Raw genomic sequence first — 13,076 nt, 5'->3', positions numbered from 1 at the left:
TCGAAGAATACGAAGGAGCTTGACGCAATGAGCCATCCAGGCAATCAACCCGGAACAGCCGCCTCAGCCGGAAGGGCAACCATCACCCTGGCTGGCGGCTGTTTCTGGTGCACCGAGGCGGTGTTTGACCGCGTGCGCGGCGTGACCGACGTGCAAAGCGGTTATTCCAACGGCCATGCGCAGAACCCCACGTACGAGCAGGTGTGCACCGGCCGCACCGGCCACGCCGAAGTGGTGCGCGTGCAGTTTGACGATACCGTGATCAGCCTGCGCGAGATTTTGGAAATCTTCTTCGCCATGCACGACCCGTCGCAGCTCAACCGCCAGGGCAACGACGTGGGCACACAGTACCGCAGCGGCATCTATTACGACACCGAAGCCCAGGGCGAGCTGGCCCGCCAGATGCTCAAGGAAATGGCGGAGGAGGGCCTCTACGACGGCCCCATCACCACCGAGGTCGCGCCGCTTTCCAATTGGAGCGCCGCCGAGGCCTACCACGACGACTACTACGCGCGAAACCCCAACCAAGGCTACTGCGCCGCCGTGGTGGGGCCGAAGGTGGCCAAGTTTCGCAAGACGTTTGTGCGGTTTTTGAAGGATGGGTGACGCTGGTTTTTTGAGTGAAATCGGCCTCTAGCGCTTATGGGACGGGCGCTGGAAGCTATTAAAAGAGGAGTTTCAATACCTATCTCTGTGCCGAGCAGGGGCAGGGTATGCCACCGAGGTCCAACCCTGCGTTCAAGGCGACCTGCACAAAGAGCCGGGCAGGCCCCCCAACGCGACAAAAGCCTGCCTGGGGAACGCGCGCCCAGCTCCGATACTCTGTTCAAGGTGCTGCATGCCATGGGATTCAAGTGCTCCGTGGCGCCGGTTCGGCAATAAGCTGCAGTTCGCCCGCGTCAACCAAACGGCTGGCGCTACACACCCGATTCAATGACAAACCGATTTCCCGGCATCCGCCTGACCCTCTTTTCGCGTCCGCTCATGTCTCTGCTCCTGGCCACCTTGGCCGCCTGCAGCAGCACCTCGCCCAGCCCACCGGCCGCCGCCCCAGAAACCACGGCAGCCACGCCTCCCGTACCGCCCATCAAAATCGGCATCGCCCTGGGCGGCGGCGCGGCCAAGGGGTTTGCGCACATCGGCGTCATCAAGATGCTGGAGGCCAATGGCTTTGCTCCGGCTGTGGTGGCGGGCACCAGTGCGGGCAGCGTGGTGGGGGCGCTGTATGCCAGCGGCCTGAATGCGTTTGCGTTGCAGGAAAAGGCCATCGCCATGGACGAGGCCAATATCCGCGACCTGCAGTGGTCCTCTGGCGGCTTGGTGCTGGGCCAGAAGCTGGAGGACTACGTGAACGAGCAGGTGCACCACAAGCCCATGGAGCAACTGGCCAAGCCTTTCGTGGCCGTGGCGACGCGGCTCGAAGATGGCGAGCGCACGGCGTTTGCGCGTGGCAACACGGGCCAGGCGGTACGGGCGTCCAGCAGCGTGCCGGGGGTGTTCCAGCCGGTCACCATTGGCAAATACCATTATGTGGATGGCGGTGTGGTCAGCCCGGTGCCGGTGGATGCGGCGCGCCAGCTGGGCGCCGATGTGGTGATTGCCGTGGACATTTCCAGCAAGGCCCAGGGCAAGGTGTCGGGCGACATGCTGGGCACGCTGAATCAGTCGATTGCCATCATGGGCCAGAAGCTCGGTCAGGCCGAGCTGGCGCGGGCCGACGTCGTCATCCGCCCCAAGGTGCTCGACCTGAGCTCGGCCGACTTCAGCCAGCGCGCCACCGCCATCATCGAGGGCGAAAAAGCCGCGTTGGCCGCCATGCCGAAGATACGCGAGCGCGTGGCCCGCCTGCAGGCCGAACGCGCCAGAACCATCCGCTTGGCCCAGCAAAAAGCGGCCGAGGTCGAACACCAAGCCTGTTTGGACAATCGCTCGCGTCTGCAGAAAGTGGCGGGCATGGCGGGGCTGGACGACTCCTGTGCCCACCCGTGACGCAGGACGGAGCTTGTGCCCGTAGAAAGCGGTGGCTGGCCCTTCCGGCTTGCTCCGCTTCGAGGCGGTGGCTGATGCCGCGGCGCTTTCAGCCGCGCCCAGCGCCAAATTGAAACCCCTGGTAACATATTCTGCGGCCTTGTTGGGGGCCGGATTGGAAGCGCGAACGTCCCAAAACATGCAGGAGTCATTACCCCGTGCCCGAAACCCAGCTTGCTGCACCGCTGTTCATCAAAGAGATTTTCGAAACGGCGGTGGACATCGCCCAAACGCCGTTTTTCTTCAACGATGGCGGCGCCCCCACCTACCTGAGCCAGCCGCCCGCTGGCGTCGCGCCGATCGAACCGGCGGCCACCCACCCGGCGATGGCCATGGGCAACGAGTACGTGGTGGCCGAAGTGTTGGGGGTCAAACCCACGCCGCCGTACGGCATTGAAACGCAACTGGGGTTTGCAGCCCGGCAGGTCGATTTCGCGCCGCTGTGGGCGACGCGGGATGTCGCGGCGGCCTTTGGTATCACGCTGGTGGAGCCGGGGCAGGTGGTCCGCCTGAGCAGCCCGGTCGCGCAATTGCAGCAGATCGAATACGAATACGGTGTCTTCGCCGGGCATTGGTCGCCCTACCAGGGAACGGGCAATACTCTGCTTAGCGTGGTGTGCACCGACCTGGAGCACCACGACTTCCCCCACGTGTTCGCATCCACCGACCCCACGCAGCCGCTGGTGATTTCGGTCGGCCGCTACTGGCCGGCGTTGGGCAAGATCCGGCTGGCCGATCTCTGGGTGCCGCGTGGCAGTGCGCTGTATATCCCGCCCAAACCGGCGAGTACCAGCCTGGAGTGCATCGACCTGCACAACAACCGCAATTCGGCGCGCGCCTGCTGGGGCGACATCCGGCAAGGCAGCATCGTCACGCACACGCTGCTGCAAAAAGACCACGGATTTTTCTATTGGTACTGGAACGCCATCGACACGGGGCATGGCCAACCGGTCGCCATCGGGTAAGCAGGCATTGAACCCATATTGACCAGGAGACATGGAACATGGCAGACGTGAGCGACCTCCATAGCGACAACGCGGTGTACCGGACCCTTCTGGAATCGACCAAGGCCATTCCGTGGAAGATTGATTGGGCCAGCAAGCGGTTTACCTACATCGGCCCGCAAATCGAAGAGCTGCTAGGCTGGAAGCCCGAGAGCTGGATGACCGTGGAAGACTGGGCAGCGCGCATGCACCAGGATGACCGTGAAAACGTGGTGAATTTCTGTGTCGCGCAATCCCAGGCTGGGGTGGACCACGAGGCCGACTACCGGGCGCTGACCAAGGACAACGGGTACGTGTGGCTACGTGATGTCGTGCACGTGGTGCGCAACCAGGAGGGCGGGCCGGAAGCGCTGGTGGGCTTCATGTTCGACATCAGCGAACGGAAAAGGACCGAAGAAAAACTGCTCGCCCTGCAAAAGGAACTGGAAGCGCTGTCGTTCAAGGACGGGTTGACCAACATCGCCAACCGGCGCCGATTCAATGTCAGCCTCGAACTGGAATGGGAGAGCGCACGCAGCAACGGCCAGCCGCTGTCCGTCCTGATGTTCGATATCGACTTTTTCAAGCAGTACAACGACCTCTATGGGCATATCAAGGGCGACCGCTGCCTGACGGATATCGCACAAACGCTGAGTCTGGCCCTGGATGGCCCGCGCGATCTGGTGGCGCGTTTCGGCGGTGAAGAATTTGTGGTCCTGTTGCCGCAAGCCGATGCCACCGTGGCGCTGAAAGTCGCCCAGCGCTGCGAGCGGCTGATCAAGAAGCAGGCCATCATCCACGCGCAGTCGCCGCATGAGCAGCGCCTTACCGTCAGCATCGGTGTCGGGACGGTCGTTCCAGGCGCGCGCATGTCGCCTTCCGACTTCATGGAGGCGGTGGACCGGCAACTGTATGCGGCCAAGAAAAATGGCCGGAACCGCATTGAAGTGGCGCCGGTAGAGGCGGCGTCGGTAGAGGCTTGAAGGGACGGTTTTGGCTGGGCGCAATGCACAGGAGCCCAGTCTTTGCAGCTCCAAGCCCCCTCAAGAATGCGGGTGCGCGCAGCCGGAGCCGTGCGATGCTTGCAGTTTCGTATTTTTGATAAAAATAGGGCTCCAGCGCTTTAGGTATAAGCTCGCCCAGCTATCAAAAATATAGTCGCGTCTTGAACTCTCCCGTTTTCACTTCTCTGGTCCCGGTCGGCCTCTTCATTGCCATCGGCTATCTGGCCGCGCGCCTGGAGTGGATCCGCGCCGCCTCGGTCAAGGACCTCTCCAACCTCGTCTTTATGGTGCTGACGCCGGCCCTGCTGTTTCGCACCATGAGCACGGTGCACATCGAAGCGCTTGACTTTGGCCCGGTGGGTATTTATTTCGCGGCCGCCGCACTGGTTTTTGCCGCCACGCTGGCGCTGCAGGGCTTTGCGACACTGGCGGCGGCGCGGGCTCTGGCCTATACCTTTGGTAACACCCTCATGATCGGTGTGCCGCTCATCGGCCTGGCCTTTGGCGAGGCCGGGCTGGTGACGCTGTTCACCTTGATCTCGGTGCACGCCCTGGTGCTGCTGACGGGGGCCACGGTGGTCTTTGAGATGGCCGCCGCACGCGAGCGCGCCGACACGCCGGGCCAGCCTCAAGCGCACATGCTGCGCACGGTGCTGCAGGCGGTCAAGAATGGCATCCTGCACCCCGTGCCCTTGCCCATCATCATTGGCCTGCTGTTTGCGCAAACAGGCCTGGCGTTGCCCACCGTGGTCGACAAGCCCCTGCAACTGCTCGGTCAGGCGCTGGGGCCGCTGGCACTGTTGCTGGTGGGGGTCACACTGGCGTTCTCGAAGGTAGGGTCGAACTTCAGGCCCGCGCTGCGCGTGGCCTTGGTCAAATCCCTGGGTTTTCCGCTGGTCCTGGGGAGTTTGGGCATGGCGCTAGGCTTTGGCGGGCCGGCGCTGGCGGTGCTGGTGGTCACCGCGTCGCTGCCGATTGGCGCCAATGTCTTCCTGTTTGCCCAGCGCTACAACGTGGCCGAAGCCGAGGTGACGGCGAGTATTGCCGTCTCCACGGCGATGGCGCTGGTCACGCTGCCGGTGGTGATGTTCCTGGTCACGCGGTTTGTGACCGCCTAGTGTCGTGCGTTGGAAGTTGGATGAAGAAGAAAAGCGGTCGAAATGGTCGTCAGGCAAGGCGCAAACCACAGCGATAGCTGTAGCTATCGCGAGGATTTGCAACGCAGCATGGCAGCGATTCTCGGCAGCGTTCTGAAGCGAACTTGCAATTCACGACACCAGCGTCAATCCAGAAACAGGTCCGGCAGGAAGTTGCGGTTCCCCGGCGTGACGGCATAACGGTCGAAATCGGTGACCCCGTGCGCCGCCAGCACCGCGTCGTCGATGTAGAAGTTGCCCGTGGCGCCCGCGGTATCGGTGAGCACGTAGTAGGCGGCGTCGGCCATGATTTCGGGCGTGCGGCACAGCGCCACATCCATTCCGGGAATCATCTGCATGGCGGCCGTGGCAATGGCGGTGCGCGGCCACAGGCTGTTGACGGCGATGCGATAGCGTTTGAACTCGCCAGCATGGCCCAGCGTGCACATGCTCATGCCGTACTTGGCCATGGTGTAGGCGGTGTGGGGCTGAAACCAGTGCGTTTGCATGGTGAGCGGCGGCGACATGGTCAGCACCTGCGGGTTGCGCCCGGCTGCGGCGGACTTTTTCAGCTCGGGTAGGCAGGCCATGGTGCACAGGTAGGTGCCGCGCGCGTTGACGCCGTGCATCAGGTCGAAGCGTTTCATGGGCGTGGCTTCGGTGTTGGTCAGGCTGATGGCGCTGGCGTTGTTGACCAGGATGTCGATGCCGCCAAAGGCCTCCACCGCCTTGGCGACCGCCTCAAACACCGCCGCCTCGTCGCGGATATCCACCGCCAGCGGCAGGGCCCGCCCACCAGCGGCCTCGATCTCGGCGGCAGCGCTGTAGATGGTGCCCGGCAGCTTGGGGTTGGCCTCGGTGGTCTTGGCCACGATCGCGATGTTGGCGCCGTCGGCAGCGGCGCGCTTGGCAATCGCCAGGCCAATGCCGCGCGAGGCGCCGGTGATGAAAAGGGTTTTGCCTGTGAGTCGGTTGGGGGCGGTTGGCATGGCGTCGTCTCCTTGTCGCTGCGGTGATTCGATTGAACGCCCGAGTGGGGCACTTCAGAAAACAGAAAATAAAGCACGCCAAAAGGCACGGCATGCGCGCCCTGCGGTTACTCGACGGGCTTGTCGGTGATTACCTTCATTGCTTCTCTGGGGATAGTTTGCGCAAACGCTTCAAAGCACGTTCTGTGAGCGAAGTTTTCAGGAGGTCGTTAGGACCGAGCACAAGCACTCCAGCAACGGTTGCAATCAGCAGGCTTTGGGCGATTGGCAGCGGTCGCAGTTCGGCAAGGCCATGAATGCCGATCAATGCTCCAACGACAGCATCTGCGACGAGTGCGCTTGCAAGGAGCATGCTTGGACGTGACGCCCAGAACGCGCGGCGTTCACGAACCGACAGAATGGAGAACAGCGCAAAAAATAAGAGCGTTTGGAACGCAAAAGTCTGCAATCGTCCGCCGCCATCACCAAGGGCGAACCGATGCCAACCGTATGCAAGTAGCGCGAGGGCTTCGGCCAGCATCAGAAGCCCCAGAGCAACGGCAACTTTTACCAATGGGCCGATATTCCAGGTTTCGGGGTGTTCTGACGGGCGCACACGGTCAGTTGCCAGCGCAATTTTCACGAAGTCGGTCATGAACACGAGCAGTACCATGCCCAACGCAGAAATGACGAACTGTCCAGTCGCAAGAAAGGCCAAAACAACGAAGCCTGCCTTCAGGATCGTGCGGCTAATTTTGTTGACGATCCATGTCAATACACGCTGGTAGATCGCGCGCCCACTCTTTACCAGGTCGATGATGTCCACCAAACCTTCGTGAGTCAGTACGGCGCTCGCGGCACCCTTGGCAACGTCGGACGCACCGCTGACCGCGATTCCAACTTCCGCCTGGCGCAGCGCAGGTGCGTCGTTCACGCCGTCACCCGTCATACCAACCACGTGGCCAGCCGCTTGTAGCCGCTTCACAACAAGAAACTTGTCTTCTGGGAATACTTCGGCGAAGCCATCGGCATCTTCGGCCATCTCTGTCCCACGCTCTTGAGCCTCCTGCAACGCAATATGCAGGTCTGGAGCACGGACAATTGTGCCAAGCCCCAGGACATCTGCGATTGCCCGCGCGACGGGAAGGGCATCGCCAGTGAGCATCTTGACCCGAATACCGAGCAAGCGCAGTTCGTCGATAAGGCGGCGCGAATCGGGCCGTGGCGCGTCGTACAGGTAGGCAAGGCCGAGCAGTGCAAGCGCACCTTCATCGTCGGCACGCGCGACCGCCATCACGCGCACTCCGTTCCGCGCTTCCTTGTTGGCGCGCCCTTCCAGTTCCGCGATGGCGACTGCGTCGAGCCCCGCTGTTTCCGCAATGGTTCGCAGAGCCCCTTTCACACAGCGCATCGTTCGCCCGCCAAGAACAACGATGGATTCGGTGCGCCGGGTCGCTGCGGAAAAAGGTTGGAACGATACGATTCGTGCGTCGGCGCTCCCAACGCCGCGTTCTTTTGCCGCGCGGAGAAATGCGAGGTCAATGGGGTCGGCATTGGCTTCATTCGAGGCAAAAGCAGCGGTTTGCAGCACGTCGCCCTCGCTGAAACCATGCAGCGGCTCGACGCGGCGCAGGGATAGCTGGTTCGTGGTGAGCGTGCCGGTCTTGTCGGCGCACAGCACATCCATTGTCGCGGCATCCTCGATAGCGCTCAACTGAGTAATCAAGACGCCACGACGCGAAAGCTCCATTGATCCCAACGCCATGCTCACGGTGAACATCACCGGCAGTGCCACCGGCACGGCACTCATAAGCAGTACCAGCGCGATAGGGAGCGTGTCGAGCAAAGGCAAGCCTTTGATGTACGAGACGACCAGTGTCAATGCGACCAATATGCCAACGATGGCGAGCAGCCAGCGAACGACCCGCGCGACGACCTCCTCGACATGCAGTTTCGGATGTGCGCTGGCGACAAGTTCCGTGGTCCGGCCGAAATAGGTCCGTGCTCCAGTTGCAACCACAACACCAGTTCCCTCTCCCCGGCGTACCGTTGCGCCGGCGTACAACGCTTCGTTGATCGTCCTTTCGACCTCGTGCGACTCACCAGTGAGTGCGGATTCATCGGTCTGTAAGACGCCATCAATGAGTTGGAGATCGGCGGGAACGAAGTCTCCAGCTCTTATGCGCACGATATCTCCAATAGTCAGTGTGCGGGCTGCTGCGGTTTGCCAAGTGCCGTCACGCAGCACCCTCGCAGTCACATTCAGTTGGCGACGTAGTGCGGCCACTGCGGCCGACGCGCGTTGTTCCTGAAGAAAACTGAGAATCGCGTTTATGACCAGCAACAAGACAGCAACCAACAGGTCGGCTTGCTTATGAAGGGCAACGGACAGCAGTGCGATGAGTTCAATCATCCACGCGGAGAGGCCCCAGAACTTCTTCAAAAAGCGCAAAAGGGGATGGCGTTTTTCCTCGGGAACCTCATTTGGACCGTGCTGATCCAGACGATTTTTGGCTTCCGAGCCCGTTAGCCCGGTTTCACCGTTTGAGCCGAGCGCTAGCAACGTCTCGGCTGTCGTCGAATACAGCGGGGTATCGCCCCTATTGGTATCTGGCATCGCCATATTTGCTTGCGAACCAAGAAAGAAAGGATTTGGTTATGGCATGGATTCTCCAATCAATGCGCAGTTTCTTGTGCGGGAGAATCACCGCCTGCGCACCTCGCAGGGCTGTCGCCGAATGCCACGCCTTGGTGTCGTAAGCGCCGTCCACGCTGACACTGGCCACTGCTTCAGCGGGAGGGATCTGGCTCGGAAGTTCAGGCCATATCGGCGCGTCGTCCACGCTGTTGCTGGTCATTTCGATGGCAGGTATTTCCAGCGTGCGGGCATCGATAGCCAGATGCGCCTTGCGCCACTGCCGCCGGTACTCGGCCGGGTGCTCCTTGCGTTTTCACCCGCCTTCTCCCCGGAACCTGATCCCGATGCTGTCCACCAACAGACCCAGCGCCGTGGCGCTGCTGCGGTACGGCAGCTGCACCCGCAGCAACTGGCTTGGCGTGCTTTCGTTGTCTGCGACGACCCCGAGTATGGCCGGAGCCGACGCTTTGGTCCGGTCAGGGAGCCAGGCGTTCGCGCACCCAGGTGTCTGCCTCCAACCGGTAGCGCAGCCGGTCGTGCAGCCGGCTCTTGCGCCCCTGCCAGAACTCCCAGCGGTCGGCTTTGAGGCGGTAGCCTCCCCAGTGCGGCGGGCGCGGTGGGTTCAGCAGGTACTGGGCGCCGTATTTGGCGGCGTTGGCCACCAGCACGCCCCGGCCCGAGATGACCTCGCTTTGCGGGCTGGCCCAGGCGCCGATGCGCGAGTCGAGCGGGCGGGTTTTGTAATAGGCGTCGCTCTCGGCGTCGCTGACCTTTTCCACCACGCCTTCAATGCGCACCACGCGCTCGAGCTCCACCCAGTGGAACTGCAGGGCGGCGTAGGGGTTGCCAGCCAGTTGTTGGCCCTTGCGGCTCTCGTAGTTGGTGAACCAGACGACGCCCCGCGCGTCGCAACCCTTGATGAGCACGATGCGCGTGCTCGGGCGCAGGTCGCTGCCCACGGTGGCCAGCGTCATGGCGTTGGGTTCGGGCAATTGGGCGCTGATGGCTTCGCTCAGCCACTGGTTGAACTGCTGCAAAGGGTCGGCGTGTGAGGCGTCTTCGTTCAGCTCGGCGCGCTCGTAGCTTTTGCGCAGATCGGCGAGGTGGGCTGACAGGGGAGTGGAGGGCGGGTTCATGGCAGGATTGTGCCGCGCCTGTGCCCCATCCCTTGGAAGGGAAACGCATTGCGATAGAGTCTTTGCCATGTCTCCACCCCTGTCTGATCCGCTTCTGCCCTGCGTGCTGGTGCTGGCCTCGGGCCGGGGTGATCGATTCCGCGCCTCAGGCGGGCAAGTGCACAAGCTGGCGGCGATGCTGGAAGGCCGCAGCGTGCTCGAACACACGCTGGCTGCCGTGCGTGCCAGTGGCCTGCCCTGGCACTTGGAAGACGCTGGCCACCCCGGCATGGGCGATTCGATTGCTGCGGCGGTGCGTGCCACGCCGGCAGCGGGGGGCTGGCTGGTGCTGCCCGGCGATCTGCCCCTGGTGCGGCCAGACACGCTGCGTGCGATCGCTGCCGCATTGGCGGGCGGGGCCGAGGTGGTGGCCCCGGTGTTTGGCGGCCAGCGCGGTCACCCGGTGGGCTTTGCCACGGCCTTGGGGCCAGCGCTGGCGGCATTGACGGGAGAGCAGGGCGCCAGCGCTCTGCTGCGCGCCGCGGCGCAGCGTGGAGCCTTGCTCAGCATGCCAGTGGAAGACTGCGGCGTGGTCACCGACATCGACACGCTGGCCGACTTGCAGCGCGCCGATGCCTTGCTGCGGGCGCGGCGCCAAGTGCCCTAAGGCGGCGAACGCTCAGTCGCGCTGAATCACGGCGCAGGCCAGGCGCGGGCCGGCGTTGCCGGTGGGCTGGGTAATGAAGTCGTCCGGGTCGCGGTGCACGATCAGGCCGCGGCCGACGATGTCGTCCATGCCGCTGCCCACGCGCACGCCGGTGATCTTGACGTCGATGTGCGCAACGCCCTGGGCGTTGGCGCGAATGCTGGGCAAGTCGCCGGTGTGGTGCTCTGGGCCCATGGCCATGCCGTGGCGGCTGTGGTGCGGGTTGAAGTGGCCGCCGGCGCTGTTGCCATCGCCGCTGGAGCAGTCGCCTTTTTCGTGCACATGAAAGCCGTGCTCGGAATGGGGTGCCAGGCCCTGGATATCGCCGCGTATCTGCATTTGATCGCCCATCTGGATGAAATGCACCGTCCCGGTGACATGGTTGCCGCGCGTCGCCTCGAGCTGCGCTGTCGCACTGGGCCAGTGCACGGCGCCGCCGTGGCCGGGCATGACGCCGGCACAGCCGGCAAGGGCGAGGGCGGCAGCAGCGGCGAAGGCAAAGCGTTGCATGAAAAACTCCCGGTTTGGGTCTGGTGATTCAAGGACACGGCTGCCAATGGTGCGCCCGCTGGGACGCTTGCGATGTCAGCCAGCGCCGCACAAACCGGCCGATGCGTTCAGTTGGGCCGGGCCTGCACCCCTTCCCAGGCCGCGTCCCATTGCAGCTCGGGAAAGCTGCGCAGCTGCAATTTGCGTGGCCGCTGTGCTGCAAAAAGAATCAAGGTACGCCAACGGCGAGCGATGTGCAAACGCCTGGCCAGGAACGCAACCGAGGTGCGAGCCGCGTTGCCGGGCGCCGATTACGCAGACCCGTCGGAAGGCGCATCGCCCCCAGCCGTGCGAATCAGGTGCTCCAGCCGGCGGTCGCGGATGCCTACGGCGCGCAGGCCCTCCTGCGTGGCCTGGGCATAGTCTTGGGTGCTGCCGTAGCGCCCACGCGCCTGGCGAAAAATGCGGCGGTATTCGTCCGGGTGCAATTCGCCGGTGTGGCTGGGGCTGCTGCGCGCCAGCGTGAAGGCCAGCGCACGCACCGGTCCGGCGGGGGTGTGGCACAGCAGCCAACGCGGTTCGTAGACCGGGATCGGCATTTCCCGCTCCCACAGCCTGGCCAGCGCCTGCTCGCCCTGCGCCTCGGCGATGCGGTAGACCATGCCGCGGCAACTGCCACCTGCCAGCATGCAAAAGACGAGGCCGGGGCATTCGTGCGTGCCGCGGTTGATGCGGCTCCACATCTTGAGCGCGCGGTGCCAGCCATGCACGCGCGCCTCGCGCCGCTCCAGGTAGTCGAATTCGGGGCGCCAGATGAGCGAGGCGTAGCCAAAGACCCACAGGTCGCCCCGGCCGCGCCATTCCTGGACGGTGCGCTCCAGCAGGGAAGGGGGCTCGCGCATCAATCCGGCCCCGGCAGGCAAAGGGCAAGGCACCATGCACGCCACCAATTTTGAGCTAGAAATAACATTAAAAACAGGCTCTAGCGCTTATGGGTATTGCGCAAGCAGCTATCAATATGATTGCAAATATGCGGTGCGCAGATTCAGCGCAGCCCGCCACCGGCCGCCTCGGCGGGCCGCTCGATCAGCTCGATCTTGTAGCCATCGGGGTCTTCGACAAAGGCAATCACCGTGCGCCCGCCCTTTACCGGGCCGGCTTCGCGCGTGATTTTTCCGCCAGCGGCGCGGATGGTCTCGCACGCGGCGGCGACATCGGGCACGCCCAGGGCGATGTGGCCGAAGGCTGTGCCGAGCTCGTAGTGGTCGGTATCCCAGTTCCAGGTCAGCTCGATTTCGGCCTGGCCGGGGTTGCCGCCGTCAAAACCGAGGAAGGCGAGCGAGTATTTGTAATCCGGGTTCTCGGACCGGCGCAGCAGCTGCATGCCGATTACGTTGGTGTAGAACCCGATGGAGCGTTCAAGGTTGCCGACGCGCAGCATGGTGTGAAGAAATCGCATGCCCATCATTGTGCCGGCAGATCGAACACCAGGCAGGTGGTGGTGGCGTGCGCGTACAGCGTGCCGTCCGGCCCCACCAGACGGGCCTCGGCCGTGGCCAGCTGGCGCCCGCAGTGGATGATGCGGCCTTCGGCGCGCACGCGCTGCACCTTGGGCGTAAGTGCCTTCACCATGTTGATGCCCAGTTCGGCGGTGGTGTAGCCCCGCCCAGGCAGCATGCAGGTGTGCACGGCGCAGCCCAGTGCCGAGTCGAGCAGGGTGGCAAACCAGCCGCCGTGCACCGAACCCATAGGGTTGAGGTGGGCCGTGCCGGGCGTTCCCTGAAAGATGGCGCGACCTTCCTCCGCCTCGACGATCAAGAAGTCCAGTGTCTTGGCGATGGCGGCGTAGGGCAGTTCGCCACGCAGCATGGCCTGCATTTGCTGCAAGCCGGTGAGGCTGGCGATCTGCGCGCGGGAGGCCACGCCGGGGCCTGGGCCTGCATCGAGGAGGGCCAGGATCTCGCGCTCCTGCGCGAGCCAGTGTTCGAGATGGTTGTGGTGGGACATGG

The 13,076-nt window shown here is 63.5% G+C and carries 13 protein-coding genes and 1 pseudogene; 6 read left to right on the top strand and 8 right to left on the bottom strand.

The window, feature by feature from the left end:
• Nucleotides 1–27: 27 nt before the first annotated feature.
• The 5 genes from msrA to D3F03_RS01685 all read left to right on the top strand — a co-directional run bounded on the left by msrA (nucleotide 28) and on the right by D3F03_RS01685 (nucleotide 5,133).
• Nucleotides 28–606, top strand: a complete 579-nt coding sequence (gene msrA / locus D3F03_RS01710; protein WP_119107635.1) for a peptide-methionine (S)-S-oxide reductase MsrA — start codon at nucleotides 28–30, stop codon at nucleotides 604–606.
• 327 nt (nucleotides 607–933) lie between these two features.
• Entirely contained in the window at nucleotides 934–1,989 is a 1,056-nt protein-coding gene (locus D3F03_RS01700; RefSeq protein WP_119107634.1) for a patatin-like phospholipase family protein, read from the top strand.
• 197 nt (nucleotides 1,990–2,186) lie between these two features.
• Nucleotides 2,187–2,993, top strand: a complete 807-nt coding sequence (locus D3F03_RS01695; protein WP_119107633.1) for a hypothetical protein — start codon at nucleotides 2,187–2,189, stop codon at nucleotides 2,991–2,993.
• 38 nt (nucleotides 2,994–3,031) lie between these two features.
• Nucleotides 3,032–3,994, top strand: a complete 963-nt coding sequence (locus tag D3F03_RS01690; RefSeq protein ID WP_119107632.1) for a sensor domain-containing diguanylate cyclase — start codon at nucleotides 3,032–3,034, stop codon at nucleotides 3,992–3,994.
• A gap of 182 nt (nucleotides 3,995–4,176) precedes the next feature.
• Nucleotides 4,177–5,133, top strand: a complete 957-nt coding sequence (locus D3F03_RS01685) for an AEC family transporter (RefSeq protein WP_119107631.1) — start codon at nucleotides 4,177–4,179, stop codon at nucleotides 5,131–5,133.
• A 164-nt stretch (nucleotides 5,134–5,297) separates the two neighbouring features.
• Here the strand turns inward: D3F03_RS01685 and D3F03_RS01680 are convergent, their stop codons facing one another.
• From D3F03_RS01680 to pdxH, 4 genes and pseudogenes are all read right to left on the bottom strand, one after another.
• Nucleotides 5,298–6,140: an SDR family oxidoreductase gene (locus D3F03_RS01680; protein ID WP_119107630.1), complete on the bottom strand. Its 843-nt coding sequence runs from the start codon at nucleotides 6,138–6,140 to the stop codon at nucleotides 5,298–5,300.
• A gap of 136 nt (nucleotides 6,141–6,276) precedes the next feature.
• Entirely contained in the window at nucleotides 6,277–8,736 is a 2,460-nt protein-coding gene (locus D3F03_RS01675; protein ID WP_119108508.1) for a plasma-membrane proton-efflux P-type ATPase, read from the bottom strand.
• A gap of 52 nt (nucleotides 8,737–8,788) precedes the next feature.
• Nucleotides 8,789–9,163, bottom strand: a pseudogene (locus D3F03_RS01670) (transposase); the annotation flags it as partial.
• 70 nt (nucleotides 9,164–9,233) lie between these two features.
• A complete protein-coding gene (gene pdxH, locus D3F03_RS01665; RefSeq protein WP_119107629.1) occupies nucleotides 9,234–9,893 on the bottom strand; it encodes a pyridoxamine 5'-phosphate oxidase in 660 nt (219 codons plus the stop codon).
• Between the two features lie 67 nt (nucleotides 9,894–9,960).
• Here pdxH and D3F03_RS01660 point away from each other — a divergent pair, with 67 nt between their 5' ends.
• A complete protein-coding gene (locus D3F03_RS01660) occupies nucleotides 9,961–10,539 on the top strand; it encodes a nucleotidyltransferase family protein (protein ID WP_199665392.1) in 579 nt (192 codons plus the stop codon).
• 12 nt (nucleotides 10,540–10,551) lie between these two features.
• On the opposite strand, the gene D3F03_RS01655 is transcribed toward D3F03_RS01660, so the two are convergent.
• From D3F03_RS01655 to D3F03_RS01640, 4 genes are all read right to left on the bottom strand, one after another.
• A complete protein-coding gene (locus D3F03_RS01655; protein WP_119107628.1) occupies nucleotides 10,552–11,088 on the bottom strand; it encodes a superoxide dismutase family protein in 537 nt (178 codons plus the stop codon).
• Nucleotides 11,089–11,378: 290 nt separating this feature from the next.
• Entirely contained in the window at nucleotides 11,379–11,969 is a 591-nt protein-coding gene (locus D3F03_RS01650; RefSeq protein ID WP_245960463.1) for a gamma-glutamylcyclotransferase, read from the bottom strand.
• Between the two features lie 143 nt (nucleotides 11,970–12,112).
• Nucleotides 12,113–12,526, bottom strand: coding sequence for a lactoylglutathione lyase (gene gloA / locus D3F03_RS01645; protein WP_119108506.1), 414 nt, complete (start codon nucleotides 12,524–12,526; stop codon nucleotides 12,113–12,115).
• Nucleotides 12,527–12,531: 5 nt separating this feature from the next.
• A complete protein-coding gene (locus D3F03_RS01640; RefSeq protein ID WP_119107626.1) occupies nucleotides 12,532–13,074 on the bottom strand; it encodes a PaaI family thioesterase in 543 nt (180 codons plus the stop codon).
• Nucleotides 13,075–13,076 lie beyond the last annotated feature (2 nt).

Origin of the sequence: Simplicispira hankyongi (assembly GCF_003570885.1) — a bacterium.
Lineage (GTDB): Bacteria > Pseudomonadota > Gammaproteobacteria > Burkholderiales > Burkholderiaceae_C > Simplicispira > Simplicispira hankyongi.
Note: the sequence above shows the minus strand (reverse complement) of the source record. Positions and strands in the feature narration are given on the sequence as shown.